The organism is Pseudomonas wadenswilerensis, from assembly GCF_024749185.1.
Taxonomy (GTDB): domain Bacteria; phylum Pseudomonadota; class Gammaproteobacteria; order Pseudomonadales; family Pseudomonadaceae; genus Aquipseudomonas; species Aquipseudomonas wadenswilerensis.
The window spans coordinates 4898270-4924474 of the sequence record NZ_CP087191.1; the positions used below are offsets into that span (position 1 = coordinate 4898270).

Sequence of the window (26205 nt, forward strand, 5' to 3'; positions counted from 1 at the left end):
GGTTCGTGCCAGCCTGATAATTTATAAAATATCGTTTACTTTCAATGACTTGAAATTAAATGAACTTATGACTTCCACGCGTTCTGCATGAACTGTCCTTTGGCCTTCATGCAGATTGCATGTATGTTGGCCTCATCCTTTCAAAGAACAGCGTTGCCATGAACCCGGAAGCCCTCGTCCTGCTGGTCACCCGTGAAATGCCCTACGGCAAGTACCAGGGCCGGCTGATCGCCGACCTGCCTGGTGATTACCTCAACTGGTTCGCCCGCCAGGGCTTTCCCAAGGGCGAGCTGGGCGGCCTGCTGGCGCTGATGCACGAGGTCGATCACAACGGCCTGAGCGACCTGCTGGTGCCCCTGCGCAAGAAGCACCCGCGCCCGCGCAGCTGATCAGGCCTTGGCGGGCTGCACCGCCAGCTCCACCCCTTCGCCGCGCTTGAGCACGGCATACACCAGCGCCGTCAGCAGGCTGCCGGCGACGATCGCCAGCAGATACAGCAAGGCATGGTTGATCGCATTGGGGATCAGCATGACGAACAGGCCGCCATGGGGCGCCATCAGCTTGCAGCCAAAATACATCGACAAGGCGCCGGTCAGCGCGCCACCGACGACACTGGCCGGGATCACCCGCAGCGGGTCCTTGGCGGCAAACGGAATCGCCCCCTCGGAAATGAAGCACAGGCCCAGCACCAGCGCCGCCTTGCCGGCTTCGCGCTCGCTCTGGGCGAACTTGCGCCGGGCAATGAAGCTGGCGATGCCCAGGCCAATCGGCGGCACCATGCCCGCAGCCATGGTCGCGGCCATCGGTGCATAACTCTGCGAAGCCAACAGCCCGACCGAGAACGCATAGGCCGCCTTGTTGATCGGCCCGCCCAGGTCGACGCACATCATCCCGCCCAGCAACACCCCAAGCAGAATCGCGTTGGTGGTGCCCATGCTGTCGAGAAAATGGGTCAGGCCTTCGAGCATGCCGGCCACCGGTTTGCCGACCACGTAGATCATCACCAGGCCAGTGAACAGGCTGGCCAGCAGCGGGATGATCAGGATCGGCTTGAGTGCTTCGAGGCTGCTGGGCAGGCGCGCCCAGCGGCTGATGGCCTTGGCGCTGTAACCGGCGAGAAAGCCTGCGACGATCCCGCCGATAAAACCCGCGCCCAGGATGCTGGCCAGCAAGCCACCAATCATCCCGGGCGCCAGCCCTGGGCGGTCGGCAATCGAATAGGCGATGTAACCGGCCAGCAACGGCACCATCAGTTTGAAGGCCGCGTCACCGCCAATCTGCATCAAGGCGGCAGGCAGTGTGCCGGGCTCCTTGTAGGCTTCGATACCGAAGACGAACGACAGCGCGATCAGCAAGCCACCGGCCACCACCATCGGCAGCATGAACGACACGCCGGTGAGCAGGTGCTTGTACACGCCAGTTTTTTCGCTGCGGGCCGGGGCTGCGCTGTCGCCTTGCGCGGCAGCTTCTTCGCGGCCTTCGGCCAGGGCTTTCTTCAGCGTCGCCTGGGCCTGCTTGAGGGCCACGCCGGTGCCGCAGCGGTAGATGCGCTTACCGGCAAACCGCGCAGTGGGCACCTCGATATCGGCGGCCAGCAACACCACATCGGCTTCGGCAATGGCCGCTGCCGACAAGGGGTTACGCGCGCCTACCGAGCCCTGGGTCTCGACGCTGAGCTGGTAGCCCAGTTGCTGCGCCGCCTGCTGCAGGGCTTCGGCGGCCATGAAGGTATGGGCGACGCCAGTCGGGCAGGCGGTGACCGCGACGACTTTGGCGCTGCGCTCGACAGGGGCTGCAACCTGCTCGGCTTCGGGCTGATAGACCACAGCCTTGTCGGCCGCTTCACGCAGAAAATTCTCCACCTCCGTCAGGGCTTGCGCCGGGGTGCTCTGGTACAGGCGCTTGCCGGCGAAACGGCGCAGGTCCAGTGGGCCGGTGTTGATCACCAGCACCCAGTCGGCGGCGGCAATCGCGGCTTCGGATAATTGGCGTTCGGGTTGCTGCGGGTCGTGCACTTCGACGCTGGTGCTCCAGCCCTGGCGCTGGGCTGCCGCTGCCAGCAGGCGCGCGCTGAGCACGCTGGACACCTGGCCATTGGGGCAGGCGGTGACGATGGCAATGTTCATCTGCAACCCTCTTGTTGTTCTGTCAGCTGCACCTGGCTTTCCAGCTGCGCCAGTTGCGCCCGGTCGTTAATACCGAAGCCGATCTGGGTCACCGCCTGGGCGGCAATCGCCGTGGCCCGGCGCAGGGTTTGCGCAGGGCTATCGGCGCTCAGCAAGCCATGGACCATGCCCGCCAGCAGCGAGTCACCGGCACCGACGGTACTGGCTACCTTGACTTTGGGCGGCACGGCGCCGAGGGCGCTGCCCTGGCGGAACCAGTTGACGCCCTGCTCGCCCTGGGACACCACCACATGCTCGACGCCCTGGCCGATCAGGCGGGTCGCCGCCTGCTGCTGTTCGGCAAAGTCATGCACAGCGCTGCCCAGCACTTCACCCAGCTCGTCGGTGTTCGGCTTGACCAGCCACGGTGCGCAGGCAAGCCCGGCACGCAAGGCTTCGCCGCTGCTGTCCAGGGCCACTTTCAGGCCCATGGCCTTGAGCCGGGCCAGCAGCATCTGCAGCCACTGCGGGCTGATGCCCCGCGGCAAGCTGCCGGCGACCACCACCGCAGCGTGGCCGGGGGCGATCTGCTCAAGGCGGGTCAGCAGTTCCAGGCGCGCTTGCTCATCGACCTGCGGGCCGGGGCCGTTGATATCGGTGACCTGGCCACTGGCTTCGACCAGTTTGATGTTGCAACGGGTCTCGCCTGCCACCCGCACGAAACAATCGGCAAAACCACGGCGGGCGATCAGGGCCTCGAACGGCGCCAGGTTATCGCGACCGAGAAAGCCGCCCACGGTGACGCTATGGCCGAGGTCGGCCAGCACCTGGGCGACGTTCAGGCCCTTGCCGGCGGCGTGGCTGTGCTGCGCCTGGCTGCGGTTGACCTGACCTGCCTGCAGGCTGTCGAGGCTGACGGTGAGGTCCAGCGCCGGGTTCAGGGTCAGGGTCAGTATCTTGGCCATCAACGGGTCTCCACCAGTGCCCGCACTGCGCCGGCACTGCCCTGCAGCAACGCTTGGCGCGCCAGCTGCCGGGCATGTTCAAAATTCAGTTCACGTACTTCGGCTTTCACCTCGGCAATGCTCCTTGCCGCAACGCTCAGCTCATCGACGCCAAGGCCGAGCAACAGCGCCACCGCCTGCGGATCGGCCGCCAGCTCGCCGCACACCCCGACCCACTTGCCATGGGCATGGGCGGCGCGCACGGTGATGTCGATCAGCTGCAGCACCGCCGGGTGCAGGCCGTCGGCTTGCGCCGAGAGGCTCGGGTGGCCGCGGTCGATGGCCAGGGTGTACTGGGTCAGGTCGTTGGTACCGATGCTGAAGAAGTCCACTTCCTGGGCCAGTACCGGCGCCAGCAAGGCGGCCGACGGCACCTCGATCATGATCCCCAGCTGCAGGTCGCTGACGGCGATTTCCTCGCGCAGGCGCTCGACCATGGCCCGGGCCTGGCGCCACTCTTCGAGCTGGCCGACCATCGGGAACATGATCCGCAGCGGCCGGTCGCCGGCGGCCCGCAGCAGGGCACGCAGCTGGCTTTCCATCACGTGCGGGCGTTGCAGGGTCAGGCGAATGCCGCGCACGCCGAGGAAGGGGTTTTCTTCCTTGGCGATCGGCCAGTAGGGCAACGGCTTGTCGCCACCGACATCGAGGGTGCGCACCACCAGCGGCCGACCGGCGAGGCCATCGAGCACGCGGCGATATTCGGCCTCTTGCACGGCTTCGTCGGGGGCTTGCTGGTGGGCCATGAAAATCAGTTCGGTGCGCAGCAGGCCGACGCCTTCGGCGCCTTGATCAACCACCGCTTCGATCCCGGCGCTTTCACCGATATTGGCGAACACCTCGATGGCATGGCCGTCGCGGGTGATCGCCGGCTCCAGACGCCGGGCCTTGGCGGCTTGCAGGCGTTGCTCGCGACGGTCACGTTCGGCCAGGGCACGTTCGAGTTCGTCAGCGGCTGGCGCCACGGTCAGGCGACCGCGTTGGCCGTCAAGCAGCAGCGGCGTGCCCGGGGCAATCAGCAGCACGGCATCGCCAGCGCCAACGACGGCAGGGATACCCAGGGCGCGGGCGACGATGGCGCTGTGGGCGGTGGCGCCGCCACGGGCGGTAAGAATCCCGGCCACCCGTTGCGGGTCGAGTCGCGCCACATCCGACGGGCCGACCTCCTCCATCACCAGCACATAAGGCTGCTCCGGCGCCGACACGTCGGCTTCGCCACACAGTTGGGCCAATACCCGCCGACCGATATCGCGCAGGTCGGCGGCGCGCTCGGCGAGCAGCGCATCATGCAAGGCTTCCTGTTGGCGCGCGGCGGCATCGATCACCGCCATCCACGCCGCCGCCGCGCTTTCGCCCTGGCGCAGGCGCTGGTCGACTTCGTCGCTGAGGTCCGGGTCGGCGAGCATCTCCTGGTGGGTGACGAAAATCTCGCGGATGGCCTTGGCCGGGCTGCGCTGGGTCAGCGCTTCGATTTCGTGGTTCACATTGGCCAGCGCTTGCTGCAGGCGTTGCCGCTCGATGGGCAGCGACTCACCGCGCAACGGGTAGTCGAACTCGCGCAGTACCTGGATATGCGCCGGGCCACTGGCAATGCCCGGTGCGGCGGCAACGCCCTGGATCAGCGCACCGGCTACGGGCGCGACAAGTTCAGGCTCAGCCATCACCTCGATGAGCACCTCGACGACGGGCGCCAGCGCCTCCACCTCTTCGCCCAGGCCCGCTTCAATCGCTGCCAGCAGCGCAGGCAAGGCATCGTTGGCAATGGCTGGTTCAGCGATGATTTCCAGAATCTGCCCACGCCGTGCGCCGAGGCTGAGCAGCTTGCTCAGGCTCTTGGCCGACACTGCGGGCTGGGCGCTGTCGACCAGGCGCAGGCGAATTTCGCCGTCAAAGTGTTTCGCCAGTTGCGCCAGCTCCTTGGCCGGGCGCGCATGCAGGCCGTGGGCGTTGGCCAGGCCGATACGGGCGCTCGGCCAGTCGGCGGGCAACTCGCCGCCCAGCACTTCCAGTACGGTGCGGCTGTTGGTGGCGCGGCACAGCTCCTGGCCGCGGCCTTCGATCAACAGCGTGCACAGGCGCTCAAGCAAGGCTTGATGCGCAGCGCCGAGGCTGGCCAGGCAGAACAGGCCATGCACCGGCTGGCCGTTGTGGCGCAGCGGCTGTTGCGGGGTGACGAAGGCCAGGCCCGGCTGGCGCACCGCCTGCTCGCTGTGCAGCCACCACAGGCCCTCGCCCAGCGGCAGCGGATCAACCTGCTGCAACACCCCGGCAAAACCGCCGCCAACGCATTCTGCACGGGTCAGCAAGCGCGCGGCGCGCCACACCAGCTCATCAAAATCTTCGGCGGGCAGCCCCAGGCCGATCATCTGCGCATCCAGGGCCAGCTCTTGCGGCGCGCCTTGCAGCAACTTGAGCAAGGCTTCGGCGGAGCTGGCGCGGCGCAGGGCTTCGGCCAGGTCAGTCTCGCCCAGGGCGCGGGTCAGCAGTTGCAGCAGGCGCAGGTGTTCATCGGAGCGCGCGGCAATGCCGATGGCCAGGTAGACGATCTGGCCATCGCCCCAGTCCACCCCTTCGGGGAACTGCAGCAGGCGCACGCCGGTGGCGTGCACCAGCTCGCGGGTTTCGGGGGTGCCATGGGGGATGGCAATACCTTGGCCGAGGAAGGTCGAGCCTTGCGCTTCGCGGGCTTGCAGGCCGGCCAGATAGCCGTCGGCAACCAGGCCATCGCTGACCAGGCGCTCGGCCAACAGGTGCAGTGCCGCCGACTTATCCACAGCCGACTGGCCCATGGATATCTGCTCCACGGTGAGCTCGAGCATGACCTTCTCCTTTGCAGCACCAGGTGGGTGCTGAGGTATTGTTGTGAATTGTTCAGCGTAGGGCCAGTTACAATGGCCCTGTCCAGGCGAATGGATCGGCAGAAAATCGCCTGCTGAAACGTTTAATCTAGATTCACGAGCACGTTACTCGATAATGTGCGATCAATGAAGCCCTGCTTGTCGTATTGCTGGAGCTGCACCGCTCCCACAGGTACTGCGCCAACGCTGTGGGAGCTGGCTTTGCCGGCGATCGAGCGCGAAGCGGTCGCAATCCAGGCACCACCTACTTTGTTGGCTGCACTGGCCTCATCGCTGGCAAGCCAGCTCCCACAGGTACTGCGCTAACTCTGTGGAAGCTGGCCTTGCCGGCGATCGAGCGCGAAGCGGTCGCAACCCAAGCGCCACCTACTTTGTTGGCTGCACTGGCCTCATCGCTGGCAAGCCAGCTCCCACAGGTACTGCGCCAACTCTGTGGGAGCTGGACTTGCCAGCGATTCAGCGCGAAGCGGTCGCAACCCAAGCGCCACCTACTTTATTGGCTGCACTGGCCTCATCGCTGGCAAGCCAGCTCCCACAGGTACTGCGCCAACTCTGTGGGAGCTGGCCTTGCCGGCGATCGAGCGCGAAGCGGTCGTAACCCAAGCGCCACCTACTTTATTGGCTGCACTGGCCTCATCGCTGGCAAGCCAGCTCCCACAGGTACTGCGCCAACTCTGTGGGAGCTGGACTTGCCAGCGATCGAGCGCGAAGCGGTCGCAACCCAGGCACCACCTACTTTGTTGGCTGCACTGGCCTCATCGCTGGCAAGCCAGCTCCCACAGGTACTGCGCCAACTCTGTGGGAGCTGGCCTTGCCGGCGATCGAGCGCGAAGCGGTCGCAACCCAAGCGCCACCTACTTTGTTGGCTGCACTGGCCTCATCGCTGGCAAGCCAGCTCCCACAGGTACTGCGCCAACTCTGTGGGAGCTGGCCTTGCCAGCGATTCAGCGCGAAGCGGTCGTAACCCAAGCGCCACCTACTTTGTTGGCTGCACTGGCCTCATCGCTGGCAAGCCAGCTCCCACAGGTACTGCGCCAACTCTGTGGGAGCTGGCCTTGCCGGCGATCGAGCGCGAAGCGGTCGTAACCCAAGCGCCACCTACTTTGTTGGCTGCACTGGCCTCATCGCTGGCAAGCCAGCTCCCACAGGTACTGCGCCAACTCTGTGGGAGCTGGACTTGCCAGCGATCGAGCGCGAAGCGGTCGCAACCCAGGCACCGCCTGATATGCTGGCTACCTGCCAATGACAGTTGCTCACACCGATGTGAACAACATTGCCCATCTTGTAGGACAATTGCGACAATGGTCGTCTGCGCCGTCCTCACAGGATCGGCGACAATACCCGGTCAGGCTCTGCAGCCAGTCTCGGTAATAACAAGGAAAATGCGGTGAAACTCAGCGATATCGCGCGTCTGGCCGGTGTGTCCGTCACCACCGCCAGCTACGTCATCAATGGCAAGGCCGAACAGCAACGCATCAGCAACAGCACTGTCGAGCGGGTGCGGGCGGTGGTCGAAGCCCATGGCTTTACCCCCAACCCCCAGGCTGCAGGTTTGCGCAGCCGGCACACGCGTACCCTGGGGTTCATCCTCCCCGACCTGGAAAACCCCAGCTACGCACGCATCGCCAAGCAACTGGAGCAACGCGCCCGGGCCCAGGGCTACCAACTGCTGATCGCCAGCAGCGACGACCAGCCCGAGAGCGAGCGCCAGCTCCAGCAACTGTTCCGCGCCCGCCGTTGCGACGCCCTATTCGTCGCCAGTTGCCTGCCGCCGGAAGACGACAGCTACCGCGAACTGCAAGCCAAGGGCCTGCCGATCATCGCCATCGACCGCAGCCTCGACCCGGCGCACTTCTGCTCGATCGTCAGCGACGACCGCAACGCCAGCCAGCAACTGACCCGCAGCCTGCTGGCCACCAAACCCGCGCACATCGCCCTGATCGGCGCCCGCCCGGAGCTGAGCGTCAGCCAGGCCCGCGCCGGCGGCTTCGACCAGGCCCTGGAAGGCTTCAACGGCAAGATCAGCCGGCTGCAAGGCGAAGCCTTCAGCCGCGAGTGCGGCCAGCGCCTGATGAACCAACTGATCGAAGAACTCGGCCGCCTGCCCGACGCCCTGGTGACCACCTCCTACGTGCTGCTGCAAGGCGTGTTCGACGTGCTGCAAGCACGCCCGGCCGACTCGCGCAGCCTGCAGTTGGGCACCTTCGGCGACAACCAGTTGCTGGACTTCTTGCCGCTGCCGGTCAACGCCATGGCCCAGCAACACGGCCTGATCGCCGAAACCGCGCTCAAACTGGCCCTCGCCGCTGTTGAACAAAAGCAATACGAACCGGGCGTGCACGCCATCGGTCGAACCTTCAAACAGCGAATCTTCACGGCCTGACCATGCGCCTGATCGACACCCACACCCATCTGGATTTTCCAGACTTCGACCCCGACCGCCCGGCCCTGCTGGCCAATGCCCGGGCCGGCGGGGTCGAGCGCATGGTGGTGCTGGGGGTGTATCAAAGCAATTGGCAGCGGGTCTGGGACCTGGTGCGCAGCGACCCGCAGCTGTACGCGGCGTTCGGCCTGCACCCGGTGTACCTCGACCAGCACCGCCCCGAACACCTGGTCGCACTGGGCGACTGGCTGACCCGCCTGCAGGGTGAGCGCCAGCTGTGCGCCGTCGGCGAGTTCGGCCTGGATTACTACCTGCCCGAACTCGACCGCGAGCGCCAGCAGGCGCTGTTCGAAGCCCAGCTGCAACTGGCCGTTGACTGCAACCTGCCCGCCCTGCTCCACGTACGCCGCAGCCACGCCGTGGTTATCGCCACGCTCAAGCGCTACAAGCTCAAGCGCGGAGGCATCATCCACGCCTTTGCCGGCAGCGTTGAAGAGGCGCGCGAGTATCACAAGCTGGGCTTCAAACTCGGCCTTGGCGGCGCCGCGACCTGGCCGCAGGCGCTGCGCTTGCACAAGGTGCTGCCGCAGTTGCCGCTAGACAGCGTGGTGCTGGAAACCGACGCGCCAGACATGGCGCCGGTGATGTTCCCGGGCGTGCGCAACAGCCCGGAGCATCTGCCGCAGATTGCCCAGGCGCTGGCTGGGATCATGGGGATCGAGGTTGAGCGGTTGGCTGAGGCGAGTACGGGCAATGCCTGTGAGTTGTTTGGCTGGGAATAACCCTGCCGCACGCCTCACCCTTCCTTGCTGAAATACCGACTCGGCGCCGCCCCCAAGGCTTTACGAAAAACACTGGTAAACGCACTGGGGCTGCTGTAGCCCAGGTCCATCGCCACCCGGGTAACCGACTCGCCATTGCCCAGGCGTGCCACCGCCGCCAACAGGCACGCCTGCTGGCGCCATTCGACAAAGCTGATACCGGTTTGCTGACGAAACAGCCGGGTGAAGGTGCGCCGGCTCCTGCCCACCTGCCCGGCCATGTCATCGATGCTCACCTCAAGCGACGGTTGCTGCAACAGCCGCTGGCAAGCCTGGGCCAAGCGCGGATCATCCGGCAGCGGCGCATTCAGCGACAGCGGCGCCATGCTGGCGATTTCGTGCAACAGCAACGCCATCAAATGACCGTCGCGCTGTTCTTGCGCATACAGCGCCGGCACCTGCGCCGCCTGGATCATCAACTGACGCAAAAATGCCGAAACATCGAACACCTGACACAACCCCGGCAGCCCCAAGCGTGCCGCCGCCGCGTTGCTGATGTAGGTGTTGAGCATGGTCACCGGCCCGCTCATGACCATCTCATGGGGTACCTGCGCCGGCACCCAGATGGCCCGTTGCGGCGGCACCACCCAGTTGCCCTGGCGCGTGAACACGGTGATCACCCCACAGGCCGCATAGGCGAACTGCCCGCGCGGGTGGGTGTGCAGGGCGAAGTGATGGCCATCGGCATAGTCAACGGACGTCACCACCGCGTCGCGGGGAATGTGTTCAGACAGGTCAATTTCAATCATGGCCCGAATCTACCGATCTGCGACCCGGTAGCGCAAGCGGGCCAGCAGCCGCATTGCGCATAGTTGCGCCCTGCCCGCCTGTGGATAACAACACCATGCAACGAAAACACCTGCTGCTCGCCGTGTTGGTGACAGCCGTCTGGGGCCTGAACTTCCCCATCAGCAAACTGGCCCTGGCCGAGATCGACCCGCTGTTGCTCACCGCCCTGCGCTTTAGCCTCGCCGCCCTGCCCTGGGTGTTCTTGATCAAACGACCACCCGTGGCCCTGGGCTGGCTGGTCGCCTACGGCTTGATCTTCGGCGTGGCGATGTGGGCACTGATCAACCTGGGGATCAGCCTGGGCGTGCCACCCGGCACCGCTGCCCTGCTGATCCAGTTCAGTGCCTTCTTCACCTTGGGCTGGGGCGTGCTGTTGTTTCGCGAAGGCATGAGCCTTGGCCAGTGCGTTGGCGTGGTACTCGCCGCCCTGGGTTTGATCTGCATTATCGCCAACAGCCCCGGCCAGGCAACGACCGCGGGCTACAGCGTATTGCTGGTCAGCGCCTTCAGCTGGAGCGTTGGCAACGTCATCATCAAACGCTCGAAAGTGCGTGAGATGTTTGCCTTTGTGGTGTGGGCCAGCCTTTTCCCGCCGATCCCCTTGCTGCTGCTCACCTGGCTCAGCCAGGGCAGCGCGCCGTTCACCGCCCTGGCCAGCCACATCGAGGGCGTCGCAGTGTTATCGCTGTTGTTCCAGGTCTACGCGGCGACGCACTTCTGCTACTGGGGCTGGAACCTGTTGCTGCGCGAATACCCGGTTTCAACCGTTGCGCCGCTGTCGTTGCTGATCCCGATTTTCGGCATCGCCGGCTCCATCGTCATGCTCGGCCATCACATCGACCGCAACGAAGGCATTGCCATTGCCCTCATTCTGGCGGCCCTTGCAGCGGGGCTGATCAAGACCCGCCCGCTGTTGCGCCGAACGGTCTAAAACCAACCGCGATCATCTTCCAGCTCTTGGCGACAGGCCTTGAGCTGGGCACCGTAGAGCCGCGACTGCGCCTCCACCTTGCGCGCCACCTGCATCAGCCACGGCTTGCTGCGATAGGTCCCACGACTAAAACCGCCGCGCCCTTCGTGATAGGCCAGGTACTGGTTGTAGGTATCCCACTTGGAAATCCCCAACTGCCGCTGGGTGCCGGCGGTGTACCAGCCAATGAACATGACCGCGTCATCGAAGTTGTCGCGCGAGCCGCCATTGCCGGTACCGGTCTTGTACTCACCCCAGACCGGGTCCTGGGCCTGTGCATAACCATAGGCCGAACTCACCCGCCCCCACGGAATTACCCACAGCAAGTAATCGCGGGGCGGCAGCGCATCGGAGACGAAACTGCTTTCCTGCTTCATGATCGCCATCGCCACATGTTGCGGCGTGCCGAACTGCTGCTGCATCTTCAGCGAATCTTCGTACCAGTCCGGGTACTCGCGGTAGATATTGCACAGATTGTTCTGATCCCTCGGCGGCGCCGTGGCGCAGCCCGACAAGACCGCAACCATCAACATCAGCGCCCACACTCGCCCTTGCTTCATCCATCGCCCCAGCAGAAAAAGAGGGCTCTCGTTGCCCTTCGTATAAATCGCAGCGCCTGGCCGGGCCAGGTTGCGGTGACCTCCTATGATGGCGTGGGTGATGGCAGGGTCACCAGAGAGGTGTTGTGGATTTGTAACGAATAGTCGCGAGAACGGTACTTTAGCGGCGGAAATCTTCAGAATTTCCTGATTCCATGTAGTCCATTTCCCAATCATACTTTTGCCGCGCGTAAACCATTGCGATGGCATTGGCCTCACTCTAGTCTCGACCGGTCGTTGACCTTTAACGACAGGCTTTGACAGGCCTCCAGATCTCTAGAACACGTGCACGCTTTATGGCGGCTGTACGTGGGGCACCTCGTGTGCGCCGAGTTTCTAGAGTCCTCGGTCTGTCAACCCGCGTACCGCTGCCACCTACTTGTTTGACAGCAGGTCTGTAGCAGCCTCAATGACTCTAGAGGTTCGCATGCTCAAGATCGTCCCTGATCCACCGCATCATCCCACCCCATCCCTTGAAGACCTTCTCGTCCAGACTTCCGGATACTTGGTCCGCGCGCTGACTATTGCTCAGCAGACAGTGCTGCTCCATCCCAGGCCACCTGAGCAAGTACTGACCTTGGCGACCATGCATGAGATTGAACACGCCCGAAGCTTGGTTGAAGTGGCTTTGAGCAAGGTTCAGTTGAAGCACTGAGGCTTTCTTCAGGCGAGCGCCAGTGTTGCTTAGGCAAGGCTGGCTGCCTGCTTTGGGAGGTATGGATGAGCGAAGATCGTGCTTCAGTTCTGAAAACGATAGGTGTTGGTACGTTCGGCGAAGGCCAGGGCGGGAAGACCACTGAACGATTGTTTCGGGTTGAGCCAGGGCACAGTGCGGAATTTGTTCTGGAGCAGGCGGCTTTGTTAATGGGGTGTGTGAGCAAGCTGACTCATCAGGTGATGATTGAAGAGGATGAGGCGATGGCTTGTGCGGCTCATTTTCTGAGTGGGATGGCGAAGGCGTTGGTTGAGGATTTGGCGACGGCGAATGAATCGCCTGGTCTCGTAGAAACCTCTTTGCCTTAACATGGTCTGCTAACCTGCTGCGCCGTGGCTTGCGTAAATCTGAAACCCACTGAACGAAGTCCAATGAGTATGAATAAATCACATCTTTCGTTTTCTTTGGCGCTGCTGCTGGCGGTGGGCGTGATGCCCGCACAGGCCAAACAGCGAGCCGTACTGAAAACGCCAGTGTCGGGCGTGCTCTGCGACCGTTACGTGTGCGCCAATGACAAAGGCATCTCCCGCGAGCTAACGGAAAAGTATCTAGGCAAGAAGGCAGCTGCGACCGACGTATTCACATCGAGTGACGTTGACCTGACCGAGTTCACCTTCGCTAACGGGATTTTCTGCGACGTGAAAGCGCGGCTATGTCGTGAAGATCGCTACTACGGCGCGAACGGGGAACGATCCGGGGCCGTCTCAGAAAAATACACCAGGGCGCTGTTTGGCGAATGACCGAAAGGTGGCGGGCGAGGTTGAGCGCGTCTGGTTATCCTCGCCAACACTGCCCCCCCTTTTGTACTCAGCCCTCCGCTGTTCCCTTTCTCAAGCAAGCCCCTGCCTTCCCGAGCTCGAAAAATCTTCTCAAATTATCAAGAACATCGTACTCGGATACTTTCTCGTCCCGAACCATGATGGCCTTTTGTTTAGTCAGCCATAGATGGTTTTCCTTATTTTTATTCGGCACTACAGAGATTTCGAAGCTCATCTTTGAGCTCTCGGGCATGGCGCCGCGCACCTTGGCGTGAGTGAAGTTGAACGTGAGTTCATTGTCTTTGGTGGGGGAGACGTTTTGCACGCTAGTAATGGGCATTTCGGCTTTTGCAACTGATGGGAGCTTGGCGGAGTACGACACGCTTCCATTGTTTGCTTGCCTGGTTATTTCCAAAAAATACTTCTCGCTATCTTCTGCACTTGCCGGATTCGTGCAGCCTTCACCTTCAGTTATGAAGTACGTGCCCTCGAAGTCATACGATGGTCCTTTCTCACAGGCTGCTAGGCACAGCGATACTATGCCGACTAAAGCTGACTTACACTTTTTCACACTGAACACTCCGTGATTCCATTGTATCCATTATCCGCAATACTGATCGATGGTACCACCCGAATGTCCCTGTTTAGTCCTTGGGCCAGCAGATAGACAACAAAATATCAGGAGATCCCAGAATTAACATAGTAGAGGTCCTAGATAGCTATAAATCAGATATCTGGTGTGGATACAGGCGAATACCGGCGAATCCAACCGTCAGGGGGGAGTAGCTACTAACCATCGCTGGGCTCAAGCTGGCTTTACCGGCTCCTTCGGAGGCCCCGGAACAAAAGCTAACTACCTCAGATCCTCGACGTTCAGATCAATCCCTTCGCCTTTCGAATTTCCCTCGAGAATTCCCAGCATGAACAACGTAACGTACCTCACCTCTTCGCTTTCAGATACCGCCGATAGCGATAGGCGCTCATTTGCACTGGAGACACGTACAGGGAAACACGCTGATTCGATAGAGTGTCGTAGAAGGTGAAACTGAAACCCTCAGCGTAACATTTTACGGTGCCTCCTCCGAACAGGACACAGCCGTCGAGACAGACAGAAACAACCAAGCCCGCGCAAGGCGGGCTTGGTTGGGCGTTTCGTAGACAATCATAGACTGCTAGAAACTGTTCTCTGGTGCGGAGACAGGAATCGAAATATTAAGCAATCAATTGATTTTTATGTGTTTTTTAAAACCAAGTATCGATTGTATCTCTAAAGCTACCTCTAAGCTCTCGCCCGATATCAAGGAGCGCTCTGGATGGAGTGCATGTATCCTTCGCATCAAGATGCTTGGTATACAGTTAACTAATGCACCTTCAAATAAAACTATGTCGCCTACCCCTCTCGTATAAAACTCCGCCATAGAAAGCAATAGCATTTAATTTATCAAAAATTTCTAGACATCGGCGAGCCAAGCACGGTAATAAATCCAACACGAAACGTTCGCATGCTTGAACCATATACTAAATGCCGAAATTCAAACAATAACCATAAACCGCAGCCGATTATAACCCAGGGATAAATAACTGATTTTATTACGCGCCTCACAACCCTCTTCAGCTCCAACTATTCCCGCGAAGATAGAATCATCAAGAAAACCATTAGAGCCCCTGCGAATAAAATTATTACCCAATTATCCCGCTCATTAGCTTCGCCCTTATAAAGATTAAAAAGAAAATTTTAAACATATTAAAGTCATGATAGGAATTAAACTTTTTGATTTGAATTGCGATTAGCGACGCCTCCACAAACCCCGGTAGCCACTCTGAAAAAGGTGTGGGCTTGGTCAGTCTCTCACCGAGGGCGATGGGCACATACGCTGAGGCCCGATAGGCCGTGGCCGCCATTGCATGCAGGGCCGCCACTGAGCTCAGCTAGTGCAGACGGCTTTAGAATTAGATGGTAATATCGGAGCCAGTCTCACTAACTCGATCACTATCGTAGTATCAAGCAGAGGTTTCACATGGACAGTCTAACAGCAGAAAATAATCAAGCAGAAACTATGCTGCGCCTTCAGGATGAAATAAATAGCAAGATTAACAAAGCATGGCGCGATGAGAACAACCCTTGGTACAGGGCGATCTGGACTGAATGTGCCGAGTTAATGGACCACATTGGCTGGAAATGGTGGAAGTCTCAAGACAGTGACATTCATCAGATGAAGCTTGAGTTAGTAGACATTTGGCATTTCGGCCTAAGCGAAATATTGGCTAAAACCGAAAATCTATCTGAAGCAGCAAAAATAGTTACACCTTCGATTATTGCACTTGGGGTCGGCAACCGCGGGAGTTCTAAAGCCGAACTGCTGCATGCCATTGAGTCGTTTACAACTGCAACTCTATCCAAAAAGTCCTTTGATATTGGCTCCTATGTAGATCTAGCAAAGCTAAGCGGACTTGGTGCAGATGAACTTTATAAGTCCTACGTAGGTAAAAATGTCCTAAATTCTTTCCGACAAGACAACGGATACAAATCTGGAACTTATATAAAAATCTGGAAAGACAAAGAAGACAACGTCTGGCTAAGCGAAATCATTGAGAGCTTGCCCATCGACTCTCCAACCTTTGCTACCGACCTATATAGCAAATTGGAATGTGCGTACAAGTCAATTATTTGAATGGGGCCGCACATGGAAGTCATATTACCGTCAGACAAATGGCGATACATGGTAACTACTGGACTCTGGCCAAAAAAAGGGAATTTTGACCCTATTGGCTGGTGTTCAAACTTTAACAACGACGAGCTTCCACTGGCACTAAGGCTACTGGAGGGCTTCACTTTTTTTGCTGACGAACTAGTCAAGCAAATGTTCAGAAGTGCATTCCTGAATGTTTCTCAACATATAATTACCGACAAGAATGATATTAATAAAGCTCGACAGCAATGGGCCAGCTTTGTCGATTCTTTAGTTGTAGTTCGGGTTACAGGTGAGATCCCTAGAGATGCGGACAGTGGTTTCGCATTTTCTCGATTGGCACGTGATGTATTATTACTTAACGAGGAGAGAATCGTCTCTCCAGAAATCGCATTAGAGTATATCGCCCAAGGCAACAGACCCAACATATTGTTTGTTGATGACTTCGTAGGCTCGGGCAATCAATTCGTGGATACTTGGGAGAGGGAATATCGGATTGGTAATTACGCAATTTCTTTTAAAGCGGCTCAACACGCACTTGGAAATTCGGTCAAGTTTATTTATTGCCCAGTAGTATGCACAGAACTTGGCAGGGGCAACATAAACCAGAACTGCCAAGGCGTTAACATCATTCCAGCGCATTTCTACTCAACCAGGCAAAGCGCATTGAGTAATGACTCCGCGATTTGGCGAGACGACATGCGCACTGAAGGTCCTGAATTTGTAAAAACCGTGAGTATGCGCGCAGGTATACCAGACACCGGTGGTGGAGAAGACTGTTGGCGGGGATTCCATAAGTTGGGGCTCGCACTAGCATTCGCACACGGATGCCCTGATGCAACTCTCCCAATATTTTATAGCCAGAAAAATGACTGGAAACCGCTTATTAAAAAAGGGGCGCTATAATGACATATGAGCCACATGATACTGCCCACCGTCTAAACAAAACACTTGGCCTCTACAAAGCCGAATGGTTGAACGAAGCCATATTCTCGCTTTTTAACGAGCCATCTTATTTTGATGAACTACGGACTCATCGCCCGTGCGTATTAATTGGTGGGCGCGGCACAGGAAAAACAACAGTCTTGCGAGGCCTTTCTTACCAAGGCCAGAAAGCGCTATCTAGTAATACCACACCCATAATTGACTGGCCATTCTATGGGCTGTACTACAGAGTCAATACAAACAGAGTTACAGCCTTTAGAGGCGCAGAGTTAACCGAAGAAAAATGGGCATCCTACTTCGGACATTATATAAATCTAATCTTTTGCCAACAATTATTAGATTTCGTTAATTGGTTCGAAAAGAATGCGAATATAACAGTTGAAATAAGCTCAAAATCCTTAAAAAAAGTTGCAGTCACTCTTGGCCTGGAAGACATTCAGTCAACGGATGAACTAGCAGAGGAAATAGAGTATCTTATACTTGACTTTGAAGCGCTGATAAATACAGTGTCAGATAACCCTCCTGAGCAAATATCGTCTCTTGGTGCACCTCTTGATGCTTTAGCAAGAGCGTTATTGAGTTCCCCCCAGCTTGAAGGAAAGCAATTTTTCTTCCTGATAGATGAATTCGAGAATTTCGAGGACTATCAGCAGCGCGTATTAAACACCATCATAAAACATGCCAACACCGACTACACATTCAAGATCGGTGTGCGGGAGCTAGGATGGCGACAAAGGGGAACTCTCAATAGTAATGAGCTACTTACTTCCCCGGCTGACTATGCGCGCATTAGCATTGCCGACAGGCTGAACGAATCTCGCTTCCCTGCGTTTGCAGAATCTGTCATCCGCCAGAGGATTTCTAGCGCGTTCGCTGGTGAAGCCTCTGTGATCTCAACACCTCATCAGCTTCTACCCTCACTATCTGAACTGGAAGAAGCTGAGATCTTACTGGGTACAGATGGTCTATCTCGGCTTCGAGACAGACTTTCTAAAATTGCACCAGCTGATGTTTTTCAAGCTGCGATCAATATTGACCCAGGACATCTCTACTTCCTTAGTTACTGGGGAGATAACAGCGACGTCAGCTTCTTGAAGAATGTTGAGTCTTGGATTGCCAATAAATCGGAATGGAAGCAAAAGCTTGACAATCACTTCCATGCTTCTCTGTATGCTATCAGAAAGGGCAAACGAGGCATAAGTAAGCACTATTCGGGATGGGATACTTACGTATCCTTGGCAAACGGCAACATACGATACTTACTTGAGTTGGTGCATGCCGCGTTTATTCGACACGTAGAGAATGAAGGCACACCCAACGACCCAATATCCCCTAAATCTCAGACAGAAGCTGCGGAAGATATTGGCCGCAAAAATCTTTCTGAGCTTGAAGGATTAAGCGTAGAAGGAGGAAAGCTAACCAAACTAGTGCTAAGCATTGGACGAATATTACAAGTAATGGCTTCCGATGCTTATGGGCATGCGCCAGAGGTCAACCAATTCCACATAAAACAAGACACATCTAGATCTGAAGACTCGAATCAGGTCAAGCAGTTGCTGGATCAAGCGGTTATGCACCTTGCATTCGTGCGATCGCCCGGAAACAAATTAATGTCGGAAAGTGACACTGCTGATTACGACTATCGCCTGCATCCAATTTTCTCACCACTTTTTGTCTTCAGCCACAGAAAAAAACGTAAGTTTTTACTTGCTGAGCAGCAAATTCTCGGCTTGATCTCGCGTCCGAAAGACACAATCAAGGAAGTTTTATCGCAAAGTAATCGGAGTGATGACGTAAACCTCCCCGACCAACTTAGCCTGTTTGGATCTTACTATGCGTGAAACTAAAGACCTTCCAATCCTAACGGACACCTATAACAGCACCGAAGACTTTCGCCCCGTTGAAAATAGCCTATATATTTTCGCATCAACTGGTGAACGAAGAGCTTCACACATTACATCCTGGAGTACTACCGCCCACAACATAACGCTAATAGAAATCTGCGATGAAACACAAAGCTCTTTCAAAACAAAGGGCAATGACTCTCCTCTCTCCCTTCGATCGGAAGTGGAGATTCAAAGCTTATGGGCGAGCACACCAGCAGGTACAAGAATCTACTTAGACATTACCGGATTAACTCACTCTGTTTGGGCCGGTATATTAAAGTCCGCCATCATATCAAAACTTGATATACTAGTGGTTTATGTAGAACCTGACGTATACTCTCGCAGTTCGGCCCCGGTTGAAGGGCAAATATACGATCTTAGTTCTAGCATTCAGGGGATTTCGCCTCTACCAGGTTTTGCCACCCTTTCTTCACGAAACAATGATGAATTCACCTTTATTCCACTTCTAGGTTTTGAAGGCCCAAGACTCAGATATATTGTTGAACAAATCCAGCCCGGCTATGAGAACATCACTCCTATCGTCGGATCACCTGGCTTCAAGCCATGGTATGTATTTGAAACGTATATCGGGAACAAAGGCGCGCTCACCGAAACATCTGCTTGGCAAGCAGTCAGATACGCGCCAGCGAACTGCCCGTTTAGCTGTTACTATCTTCTGGAAGAAATTGCCAAAGACAATAATGGAAAGGCGCTTAAAGTTGCACTGATCGGTACTAAACCGCACGCGCTTGGAGCTGTGCTTTTTACGCTATCTAATCCCACACCTGTCGAGTTGGTGCACGATCATCCAATAAGAAAAGCAGGACGCACAGGGGGCACTGCACGATTATTGGTGTATCATGTCTCAGCTTTATTTGATGATTCATCGGCGGTCCATCTGTCTCGTACCAGCAATCGCCCTCGTAGGTCTGTCCGTAGATGATTGATATACATTACACACCCCATGACTTAGCGCAGGCGATGATTGCATGCGTGCCTGCTGGTTTTACACCGACCATGGTTGCCGACTTCTCAGCGGGCGAAGGTAGCTTGCTGAATGAAGCATCCAGGCATTGGCCTGAAGCTACAATCTTTGCTAATGATCTTAATAAGAAAAGCACAAGGATGCTTGCTTCACTCAATAAGTCATGGGTTGTGTCTTGTTCCGACTTTCTTAAACCGACCTCACATACGAGCACTAAGTTCTCTTCAAAGCAAAAATCGATGGATTTAATTCTACTTAATCCACCTTTTAGCGAAAGGGGTAGAAAAGCAGCAGAGTGGTTCGATAAACCAAGTGTAAAATCTGGACTTGCCGCAACATTTGTTAATTTGAGCCTTAAATATCTTTCCGCCGAAGGGTATATGATAGCCATTCTCCCAAATGGTTCATTGCACAGCGAGCGAGATTCTCAAGCCTGGACTGAAATCTCAAAAGATTACATAGTCGAAATAATAGCCGACAACCCAATGCGGACATTCAAAACCGCTGTCGCGAGAACATCTATTGTTCGGATAACGCGGAGGCGATTAACCAACACAACAAATAAAGACCCAATCAGCCACGCGAATAATAAGACCTGCGCACTTCACCGAGGCAGAATGCAGATGCACTCTATTAAAAATTGCCTGAACGGTTTTCCGTTAGTTCACACAACAGAACTTCGAAACGGCATTGTAATCCTCAATAACAAGCATGGATTAGTATCAGCCAAAGCTTTTGTAAAGGGCCCCGCCTTGCTTTTCCCGAGAGTTGGAATGATCACACCAGAAAAAATTTGCGTCTTAGAAAGCAGGCACAATATAGTCCTCTCTGACTGCGTGCTCGCTTTAGAATTCGCCAAACTAGAGCATGCCTTGGCAGTACGAAATCACTTACTTAGCGACTGGGGTAATTTCTCTATCATCTACAGCGGCACAGGCGCCAAATATACTACTGTAAAGAGGGTTGCCGCCTATTTTTCAGAGATAAACCATACCGTTACAAGTGAGCAAATTAACACCCCCCTCGATCCAGCATTTTCAGGACCAGAACCGACAGAAACTTATTAACACTATTCACGGACCTTATAACTAAAAAGCCATGCTTTTTCTAATCGGAAAGCTAGCAGCCGCACAGTTAGCAAATAGTAATACTGCGTCGCCTCACTCCTCTGGCTTAAACACTCCTGTAGAAACCACGCAATATGCTTCCTTTGCCAAGCCCATGGCGTCTTTCGCTGCCAACGCCCTGCAATAGCGGCCTGAATGACCTTCGCCTGTCTCAAATGGCGTTGTCGCGTAGCGTGCGATCCGGTCAACACACCAGCCAAGAACAGCTCCATATCAAATCGCTTACTCATGCTCGCCCTCCAATGTAGGCACAGACCACATCGATACGCCCGTGCCCCAGCTCATAGCTGATCTGCCTCCGGGCTTCATGATCAAGTGTCCTATCTACCTGGCAACATTGGCCGCCGTTGATAGGTGCGCGATGTTGGGTGATTTGCTCATAGCGCTCACATGCGTATGCCGCTCTTAGCTCATGGAAGCCTTTGAGATTGTGTGCATGCAGGATGTCCCGCGCAGGGCGGACGATTTGTTGCAGAAGACTCAGATAGCTTTCGTGTGGCGCAATCAGGTTGCGGCTACTCGCAGGCGACACCTGCCGTGCAAACCCAAGTGCGTCTTGAACATGGTGGTCTACCGCAATACATCGTGGCGCTGAGGCGCCAGCTCGGCCGCCTTTGGTGCCATCCTGAATGTTGATCCTGCCTAAGTCGTTAGCCTCACGGCTTAGCCTTGGCAGGTCAGCCAGGATGGCCTCGCGTAAACGCATGCCGGTGGCTCGCGCCAACAGGACGATCGCGGCGGCCCGTCTCTGGTCACGACTGCAAAGCGCATCGACGATCTGCTTAACCTGTTCGCGGTCTTGGCCCTGCGGCACCGACTGACGAACTCCGCTGCGCTGCATACCCAACGCCTTGCTCGGACTTGTAATCTTCACGCATTGATCACCGCGAAGCGCTGCCATGGTCCTGTTAACGCTGGATAGGCGGTTTTGTGCGGTGCTGACGGCGAGATCACCGCGCCTAACCATGTCGCGCAGATACGCCGCGTAGTCGGCCAACACCTTTCGATCAATCTGCCGCGCATCATTGATAACGGGCCACTGTTCGGAGCGGCACCATTTTACGAAAGCCTGCCACCGATCACAGTGTGCCTTCACCGTGCCGTAGTGGCCGCCGCCGAACATGTCTTTCAACGCCTGCGACCCTGCATAGCTCAGTTGCCTGCCGTAGCCGAAATTGCGGCCATCACGTCTACCCACCAATGCCATGTCAGTCACCTCATCATCCGATCTCCGATCCTCGCCCCACGTCATCCCGCCAAGAATGCTGAGTGTTATCAGGGATCAAGGCCCCTGCGACCTGTGGGGATGTCCTCTAACGCGGGACTGGCGGCTCCTTACGTCCGGGAGCAAGGGCATCTCATGATCTGGCCTCCTGAACACCGTTACCGGTGGGCGGGTGGAGGCAGCAGTGGCTGACGAGACCAGCGCCTGAAGATCCTGAGCCATGTGCAAGCAGCAATGCGATGACCGGGGCATGCCTGACTGTCAGTCAGGTGCAGTCCATTCCGTGGTCTGCGGCACCATCATCTACAGCGCTGTTGCTGGTGACATCGGAGTTTGTCACGCCGATTGTCACGAGGGGGAATGCCGCAAAGCCAGGTGCGATCAGAGCTGCAGCAGTGGTAGAAGTGCCCGTCTCTTTCCAGAAGAAAGAGACGGGCACAGGTTGGCGCAATATTTGGCCAAGCGGATAGGTTGCTGCAGGGCAGCGAGGTACGGTGTGTCTGGCGCACGAGCGCTATATGTGTAAGAGCATCCATCACATGGGTAGTGACCGGGCGAGCTGCCGGATGCGAATCGCCCTTGGGGAGAACCACCGCGAGAGCGGCGTGACCTTGAAGGCTCGGGTCACCTGGGGTGCTGCCAACGACAGCCTTTGCACTGTCTTTTCTACGCCCGCAATCCGAGAGGGTCAAGCAACTCGCCCGCTGGATTTTGCAGTTGAACATGACGTTGGGCGTGTACGGAGTGTCGTGGTTTCCAGTGGCCGATTTGGTGTTTTTGATTTTTCAGATGAGGTCCATCCAAACAGGGCGGCTTTGCAGCCCTGTTTGGATGGACCCGTATGGAAAGCGGATCACCGAAATTTCAAAGCCGTGCGCTCACTCGACAGCGCCACGCTTTGCTCTCAGGCTGGAAACGTTTGCCCCGGTCTGATTAGCGAACTCATGCGGCGAGATATGCTCCTGCCGGTTCGCTTCGAGGTAACGGCTCCACCAACTCATGATCATTCGCCGCTCCTCCAGGAACTCGGCCTTGTGGATATACGCCGCCCGAACGTTGTTGCGCTCCCTGTGGCTCATCTGCCGCTCGATAGCGGTCTCTGACCACAGTCCAGATTCCACCAAGGTACTGCACGCCATGGACCGGAAGCCATGCCCGCAGATTTCGGTCTTGGTGTCATAGCCCATGTTCCGCAAAGCGCTGTTGACCGTGTTCTCGGACATAGGCTTCCACGAGCGAGCGTCACTGGTGAACACCAGATCAAAGTACCCCGTGATCGCGTGAATCTGTTCGAGCAACGCCACCGCTTGCGGTGACAGAGGGACCAGATGGATGTCGCCCGCCATCTTCGTGCCTCTGGTCGAATACGGGACGCCATCCAAAGCGGGCCGCGTATCAGGTATCTCCCATATACCGCGCTTCAGGTCGAACTCACTCCAACGTGCGAAGCGCAATTCGCTGGACCGGACAAACACATGCAGGGACAGCATGACGGTCAGCCGAGTGAGCTCGCGTCCTTTGTAGTTCTCGATACGGTCCATCAACTCAGGCAGGCGTGACAGCGGAAGTGCGGGCCGATGCGTAACCCGTGGCGCGCTGATGAAGCCCTCAAGGTCATACGCAGGGTTCACCGTGATCAGCCGTAACCGCTTCGCCTCACGCATGATGCTTTGAAGGTAGTTTTGTACCCTCAAGGCCACATCGATCGTGCCGCGCTTCTTGATCGCCTCAAGCGGCTGCATGAGATCGAAGGTATCCAGATCAACGATGGCGCGAGCGCCTAGCAGCGGGAATACGTGAGTCTTCAAACGACTCAGCACGGTCCTAGAATGGCCCGGCGCCCACTTCACGGACATTTCCTTATGCCAGTCCAAGGCAACGCGTTCGAATGTGTGGCCTCTGACAATCGCCTCAGCCTTGGCCTGCTGCTTGGACGCAATCGGATCAATGCCCTCAGCCAGCATCCGCCTAGTCTCCAGACGCTTCTGCCGAGCATCTGCGAGACCAATGACGGGATAGTTGCCAAACGAGGTCAGCCCCTCTCGCCCATCCGGTTTCACATACCGGAAGCGCCAGCCTTTGCGGCCATTGGGGTAAACGAGGAGGTAAAGACCGTCACCGTCGAAAAGCTTGTAGGGGCGGTCAGTAGGTTTGGCCGAGCGGCAGGCGGTGTCAGTCAGGGGAGCAGTAGTACGAGCCATAAGGGTAAACCCCTTTATCGAATCGACTTTATCTCAAACGTTACCCCTAAATCGGCTGGCAGCTGTCGGAATCCGACGGAACGCCATAACGAAAAAACCCGCCAGAAGGCGGGTTTTACGGGGGTTCCAGAGATTTTGGTAGCCTTCGCTGGAACCTGAACTGGTGCCGGAGACAGGAATCGAACCTGCGACCTTCGCGTTACGAGTGCGCTGCTCTACCGACTGAGCTACACCGGCGTGGCGATAACGCTACCACTGCCGGATCGCTTACGCAAATCACTGTTTATTAACAGCAATTGCGCCGGTTTCAGAGGGCTTTGCAGCCTGCCGGGGCGAGGTCTTCGCTGAGGGTGCTGGTGCAGGCCCAGCCGGTCGCGGCGCGGGTCAGGGTGATGGTTTTGTCGGTGGCGATGGCCGGGGCGTCGATCAGGGTGCAGACGATGCTGCCCACGCCCGTGGCCGCGGTGCCGCTGGCGGCAATGGCGCAGTGGGCGGTGCGCTCCTGGCCGCCCAGGGCGGTGACGTTGGCGATGTCTTTGCCTTCGTTCAGGCGCAGGTCGAAGGCGGTCTTCAGGGCAGAAATTTCTACCAGGGCCGCCGTGGCTTTGGTGCGTACCTGGCTGTTGGTGTAAATCGGCAAGGCGATGGTCGCCAGAATGCCGATGATCGCCACCACGATCATCAGTTCGATCAAGGTAATACCGCGTTGCCCTTTCATGGACACTCTCCCTCACAAAATCAGTTCATGCCGGCCGCAGTGGTGCGGCGCCAGCAGGCGCGCCAGTAGGCCCGAACAGACACCTTTTGTCACCCCGTGACGGTCATTCGGTCACTCTGGCTCGACTACTCTAGTGGGCGGCGGGCATCACTGCCCGCCGCTCGGGGCCTGGAGCTGTTACCAGGCTTGTGCAAGGCAGCGCAGCAAGGATGTGGCGATGACCGCAAGCAACAGGATGTACAGTTGGCAAGGCACTAACGCCCAAGGCGCCGCCATCAGCGGCCAGAGCGCGGCGCGCAGCCCGGCGTTGATCAGGGCGCAGTTACGCCAGCGCGGGATTCGCCCGGGGCGCATCGACAGTGTGCGTCCGCCGTTGTGGCAATGGCGTCGGCCACTGGATGGCAAGGCGCTGAGCCAGTTCAGCCGCCAGCTGGCCACCCTGCTCAAGGCCGGGGTGGCGCTGCTGCAAGCGCTGGATGTGGTCGCCCAAAGCAGCGCCAACCCGGCGATGGCCAGCCTGCTGGGCGCAATCAAGGCCGATATTGCTGCCGGCAGCAGCCTGGCCACGGCACTGCGCCGGCACCCGCATTACTTCGATCGGCTGTATTGCAACCTGGTGGATGCCGGTGAGCAGTCCGGCAGCTTGGAGGTGGTGTTGGCCCAGGTCGCGGCGCTGCAGGAGCAACGCCAGGCCCTGCGCGCGCGGCTTAAAAAGGCCATGACTTATCCACTGCTGGTGCTGCTGGTGGGCTTCGGGGTGTCGGCGCTGTTGCTGCTGGAGGTGGTGCCGCGCTTTCAGTCGTTGTTCGGCGGCTTTGGTGCCGAGCTGCCGGCCTTTACCCAACAGGTGATCGGCTTGTCACAGTGGTTGGGGGCGCACTTCTGGTGGCTGTTGATAACTTTTGGCGGCGCTTGTGCCGCGGGGGTTTGGGGTTATCGACACAAGCCTGCGTTGCGTTTGTGGCTGGTGCGCGTGGCCCTGCGTTTGCCGGTGCTTGGCAGCCTGCTCCGGCATGCCGCCCTCGCCCGCTTTGCCCGCACCTTGTCGACTTCGTTCGGCGCCGGGGTGCCGTTGGTGGAAGCGCTGGGGACAGTTGCCGGGGCGTGTGGCAATCCGTTGTATGAGCAGGCGCTGCACAAGGTGCGCGAGGACCTGGCCAGTGGTCTAGCCTTGAACGTGGCATTGCGCGCCAGCGGCTTGTTCCCGGCGCTGGTGGTGCAGATGTGCGCCATTGGCGAGACAGCCGGCACGCTGGACGATATGCTCGCCAGGATCGCCAGCCACTATGAACAGGCCATCGACCACCTGCTCGACACCCTCACGGCCCTGATTGAGCCGTTGATCGTGCTGATCCTGGGGTTGCTGGTGGGCAGCCTGGTGATCGCCATGTACCTGCCAATCTTCCAGCTGGGCAATGTGATCTGA

General features: G+C 57.6%; 23 protein-coding genes and 1 tRNA gene. 13 read left to right on the forward strand and 11 right to left on the reverse strand.

The features are described from left to right. Positions 1-158: 158 nt before the first annotated feature. The gene (locus tag LOY45_RS22420) at positions 159-389 is read left to right on the forward strand and encodes a DUF3820 family protein (RefSeq protein WP_233674192.1); all 231 of its coding nucleotides are present in this window, start codon (positions 159-161) and stop codon (positions 387-389) included. On the opposite strand, the gene LOY45_RS22425 is transcribed toward LOY45_RS22420, so the two are convergent. Genes LOY45_RS22425 through ptsP form a run of 3 tightly spaced genes read right to left on the reverse strand, consistent with a single transcriptional unit; the run spans position 390 to position 5928 of the window. Continuing rightward, positions 390-2126: a PTS fructose-like transporter subunit IIB gene (locus tag LOY45_RS22425; RefSeq protein ID WP_258578375.1), complete on the reverse strand. Its 1737-nt coding sequence runs from the start codon at positions 2124-2126 to the stop codon at positions 390-392. Further along, positions 2123-3070: a 1-phosphofructokinase gene (gene pfkB / locus LOY45_RS22430; protein WP_258578376.1), complete on the reverse strand. Its 948-nt coding sequence runs from the start codon at positions 3068-3070 to the stop codon at positions 2123-2125. The genes LOY45_RS22425 and pfkB overlap by 4 nt, the downstream gene beginning before the upstream one ends. Further along, a complete protein-coding gene (ptsP, locus tag LOY45_RS22435) occupies positions 3070-5928 on the reverse strand; it encodes a phosphoenolpyruvate--protein phosphotransferase (RefSeq protein WP_258578377.1) in 2859 nt (952 codons plus the stop codon). Before ptsP ends, pfkB begins: the two co-directional genes overlap by 1 nt. A 1426-nt stretch (positions 5929-7354) precedes the next feature. Between ptsP and cra the strand changes: the two genes are divergently transcribed. Both cra and LOY45_RS22445 read left to right on the forward strand, forming a co-directional pair. Beyond that, a complete protein-coding gene (gene cra / locus LOY45_RS22440) occupies positions 7355-8350 on the forward strand; it encodes a catabolite repressor/activator (RefSeq protein ID WP_010220638.1) in 996 nt (331 codons plus the stop codon). 2 nt (positions 8351-8352) lie between these two features. Continuing rightward, complete coding sequence (locus LOY45_RS22445) at positions 8353-9132, forward strand: TatD family hydrolase (protein WP_159389154.1); 780 nt, start codon at positions 8353-8355, stop codon at positions 9130-9132. 14 nt (positions 9133-9146) lie between these two features. On the opposite strand, the gene LOY45_RS22450 is transcribed toward LOY45_RS22445, so the two are convergent. Further along, positions 9147-9920 carry an AraC family transcriptional regulator gene (locus LOY45_RS22450; RefSeq protein WP_258578378.1) on the reverse strand — a complete coding sequence of 258 codons (774 nt, stop codon included), beginning with the start codon at positions 9918-9920 and terminating at the stop codon, positions 9147-9149. A 95-nt stretch (positions 9921-10015) separates the two neighbouring features. Here LOY45_RS22450 and LOY45_RS22455 point away from each other — a divergent pair, with 95 nt between their 5' ends. Then, positions 10016-10891 carry an EamA family transporter gene (locus LOY45_RS22455; RefSeq protein ID WP_258578379.1) on the forward strand — a complete coding sequence of 292 codons (876 nt, stop codon included), beginning with the start codon at positions 10016-10018 and terminating at the stop codon, positions 10889-10891. Here LOY45_RS22455 and LOY45_RS22460 read toward each other — a convergent pair. Next, on the reverse strand, positions 10888-11490 hold the full coding sequence (locus LOY45_RS22460) for a transglycosylase SLT domain-containing protein (protein ID WP_038998738.1): 603 nt from the start codon (positions 11488-11490) through the stop codon (positions 10888-10890). The genes LOY45_RS22455 and LOY45_RS22460 overlap by 4 nt on opposite strands. Before the next feature lie 466 nt (positions 11491-11956). Between LOY45_RS22460 and LOY45_RS22465 the strand changes: the two genes are divergently transcribed. From LOY45_RS22465 to LOY45_RS22475, 3 genes are all read left to right on the forward strand, one after another. Beyond that, the gene (locus tag LOY45_RS22465) at positions 11957-12184 is read left to right on the forward strand and encodes a hypothetical protein (RefSeq protein ID WP_258578380.1); all 228 of its coding nucleotides are present in this window, start codon (positions 11957-11959) and stop codon (positions 12182-12184) included. Between the two features lie 65 nt (positions 12185-12249). Then, complete coding sequence (locus LOY45_RS22470) at positions 12250-12552, forward strand: DUF3077 domain-containing protein (RefSeq protein WP_258578381.1); 303 nt, start codon at positions 12250-12252, stop codon at positions 12550-12552. 63 nt (positions 12553-12615) lie between these two features. After that, positions 12616-12984: a YcgJ family protein gene (locus LOY45_RS22475; protein ID WP_258578382.1), complete on the forward strand. Its 369-nt coding sequence runs from the start codon at positions 12616-12618 to the stop codon at positions 12982-12984. Positions 12985-13051: 67 nt separating this feature from the next. On the opposite strand, the gene LOY45_RS22480 is transcribed toward LOY45_RS22475, so the two are convergent. After that, on the reverse strand, positions 13052-13582 hold the full coding sequence (locus LOY45_RS22480; protein WP_258578383.1) for a hypothetical protein: 531 nt from the start codon (positions 13580-13582) through the stop codon (positions 13052-13054). Between the two features lie 1438 nt (positions 13583-15020). On the opposite strand from LOY45_RS22480, the gene LOY45_RS22485 reads away from it, so the two are divergent. From LOY45_RS22485 to LOY45_RS22505, 5 genes are read left to right on the forward strand one after another with little or no spacing between them, the layout of a single operon-like run. Next, complete coding sequence (locus tag LOY45_RS22485) at positions 15021-15674, forward strand: dUTP diphosphatase (protein ID WP_258578384.1); 654 nt, start codon at positions 15021-15023, stop codon at positions 15672-15674. 12 nt (positions 15675-15686) lie between these two features. Beyond that, positions 15687-16598: a phosphoribosyltransferase-like protein gene (locus LOY45_RS22490; RefSeq protein ID WP_258578385.1), complete on the forward strand. Its 912-nt coding sequence runs from the start codon at positions 15687-15689 to the stop codon at positions 16596-16598. Beyond that, positions 16598-18478, forward strand: coding sequence for an ORC-CDC6 family AAA ATPase (locus LOY45_RS22495; RefSeq protein ID WP_258578386.1), 1881 nt, complete (start codon positions 16598-16600; stop codon positions 18476-18478). The genes LOY45_RS22490 and LOY45_RS22495 overlap by 1 nt, the downstream gene beginning before the upstream one ends. Then, positions 18471-19466, forward strand: coding sequence for a hypothetical protein (locus LOY45_RS22500; RefSeq protein WP_258578388.1), 996 nt, complete (start codon positions 18471-18473; stop codon positions 19464-19466). Before LOY45_RS22495 ends, LOY45_RS22500 begins: the two co-directional genes overlap by 8 nt. Further along, complete coding sequence (locus LOY45_RS22505) at positions 19463-20575, forward strand: SAM-dependent methyltransferase (RefSeq protein ID WP_258578389.1); 1113 nt, start codon at positions 19463-19465, stop codon at positions 20573-20575. Before LOY45_RS22500 ends, LOY45_RS22505 begins: the two co-directional genes overlap by 4 nt. Before the next feature lie 2 nt (positions 20576-20577). Here the strand turns inward: LOY45_RS22505 and LOY45_RS22510 are convergent, their stop codons facing one another. The 5 genes from LOY45_RS22510 to LOY45_RS22530 all read right to left on the reverse strand — a co-directional run bounded on the left by LOY45_RS22510 (position 20578) and on the right by LOY45_RS22530 (position 24779). Further along, positions 20578-20865 carry a hypothetical protein gene (locus tag LOY45_RS22510; protein WP_258578390.1) on the reverse strand — a complete coding sequence of 96 codons (288 nt, stop codon included), beginning with the start codon at positions 20863-20865 and terminating at the stop codon, positions 20578-20580. Next, positions 20862-21842, reverse strand: a complete 981-nt coding sequence (locus LOY45_RS22515; protein WP_258578391.1) for an integrase domain-containing protein — start codon at positions 21840-21842, stop codon at positions 20862-20864. Before LOY45_RS22515 ends, LOY45_RS22510 begins: the two co-directional genes overlap by 4 nt. A gap of 896 nt (positions 21843-22738) precedes the next feature. Continuing rightward, positions 22739-24061: a tyrosine-type recombinase/integrase gene (locus tag LOY45_RS22520; protein ID WP_258578392.1), complete on the reverse strand. Its 1323-nt coding sequence runs from the start codon at positions 24059-24061 to the stop codon at positions 22739-22741. Positions 24062-24222: 161 nt separating this feature from the next. Further along, positions 24223-24298, reverse strand: a tRNA-Thr gene (locus LOY45_RS22525). A gap of 70 nt (positions 24299-24368) precedes the next feature. Next, a complete protein-coding gene (locus LOY45_RS22530; RefSeq protein ID WP_258578393.1) occupies positions 24369-24779 on the reverse strand; it encodes a pilin in 411 nt (136 codons plus the stop codon). Between the two features lie 217 nt (positions 24780-24996). Here LOY45_RS22530 and LOY45_RS22535 point away from each other — a divergent pair, with 217 nt between their 5' ends. Beyond that, positions 24997-26205, forward strand: a complete 1209-nt coding sequence (locus LOY45_RS22535) for a type II secretion system F family protein (protein ID WP_258578394.1) — start codon at positions 24997-24999, stop codon at positions 26203-26205.

Bases quoted from the DNA above. Each gene is read 5' to 3' on its own strand.
- LOY45_RS22420 (WP_233674192.1), top strand. From the start codon at position 159: ATGAACCCGGAAGCCCTCGTCCTGCTGGTCACCCGTGAAATGCCCTAC.
- LOY45_RS22425 (WP_258578375.1), bottom strand. From the start codon at position 2,126: ATGAACATTGCCATCGTCACCGCCTGCCCCAATGGCCAGGTGTCCAGC.
- pfkB (WP_258578376.1), bottom strand. From the start codon at position 3,070: ATGGCCAAGATACTGACCCTGACCCTGAACCCGGCGCTGGACCTCACC.
- ptsP (WP_258578377.1), bottom strand. From the start codon at position 5,928: ATGCTCGAGCTCACCGTGGAGCAGATATCCATGGGCCAGTCGGCTGTG.
- LOY45_RS22445 (WP_159389154.1), top strand. From the start codon at position 8,353: ATGCGCCTGATCGACACCCACACCCATCTGGATTTTCCAGACTTCGAC.
- LOY45_RS22450 (WP_258578378.1), bottom strand. From the start codon at position 9,920: ATGATTGAAATTGACCTGTCTGAACACATTCCCCGCGACGCGGTGGTG.
- LOY45_RS22455 (WP_258578379.1), top strand. From the start codon at position 10,016: ATGCAACGAAAACACCTGCTGCTCGCCGTGTTGGTGACAGCCGTCTGG.
- LOY45_RS22460 (WP_038998738.1), bottom strand. From the start codon at position 11,490: ATGAAGCAAGGGCGAGTGTGGGCGCTGATGTTGATGGTTGCGGTCTTG.
- LOY45_RS22465 (WP_258578380.1), top strand. From the start codon at position 11,957: ATGCTCAAGATCGTCCCTGATCCACCGCATCATCCCACCCCATCCCTT.
- LOY45_RS22470 (WP_258578381.1), top strand. From the start codon at position 12,250: ATGAGCGAAGATCGTGCTTCAGTTCTGAAAACGATAGGTGTTGGTACG.
- LOY45_RS22475 (WP_258578382.1), top strand. From the start codon at position 12,616: ATGAGTATGAATAAATCACATCTTTCGTTTTCTTTGGCGCTGCTGCTG.
- LOY45_RS22485 (WP_258578384.1), top strand. From the start codon at position 15,021: ATGGACAGTCTAACAGCAGAAAATAATCAAGCAGAAACTATGCTGCGC.
- LOY45_RS22490 (WP_258578385.1), top strand. From the start codon at position 15,687: ATGGAAGTCATATTACCGTCAGACAAATGGCGATACATGGTAACTACT.
- LOY45_RS22495 (WP_258578386.1), top strand. From the start codon at position 16,598: ATGACATATGAGCCACATGATACTGCCCACCGTCTAAACAAAACACTT.
- LOY45_RS22500 (WP_258578388.1), top strand. From the start codon at position 18,471: ATGCGTGAAACTAAAGACCTTCCAATCCTAACGGACACCTATAACAGC.
- LOY45_RS22505 (WP_258578389.1), top strand. From the start codon at position 19,463: ATGATTGATATACATTACACACCCCATGACTTAGCGCAGGCGATGATT.
- LOY45_RS22510 (WP_258578390.1), bottom strand. From the start codon at position 20,865: ATGAGTAAGCGATTTGATATGGAGCTGTTCTTGGCTGGTGTGTTGACC.
- LOY45_RS22515 (WP_258578391.1), bottom strand. From the start codon at position 21,842: ATGGCATTGGTGGGTAGACGTGATGGCCGCAATTTCGGCTACGGCAGG.
- LOY45_RS22520 (WP_258578392.1), bottom strand. From the start codon at position 24,061: ATGGCTCGTACTACTGCTCCCCTGACTGACACCGCCTGCCGCTCGGCC.
- LOY45_RS22530 (WP_258578393.1), bottom strand. From the start codon at position 24,779: ATGAAAGGGCAACGCGGTATTACCTTGATCGAACTGATGATCGTGGTG.
- LOY45_RS22535 (WP_258578394.1), top strand. From the start codon at position 24,997: ATGACCGCAAGCAACAGGATGTACAGTTGGCAAGGCACTAACGCCCAA.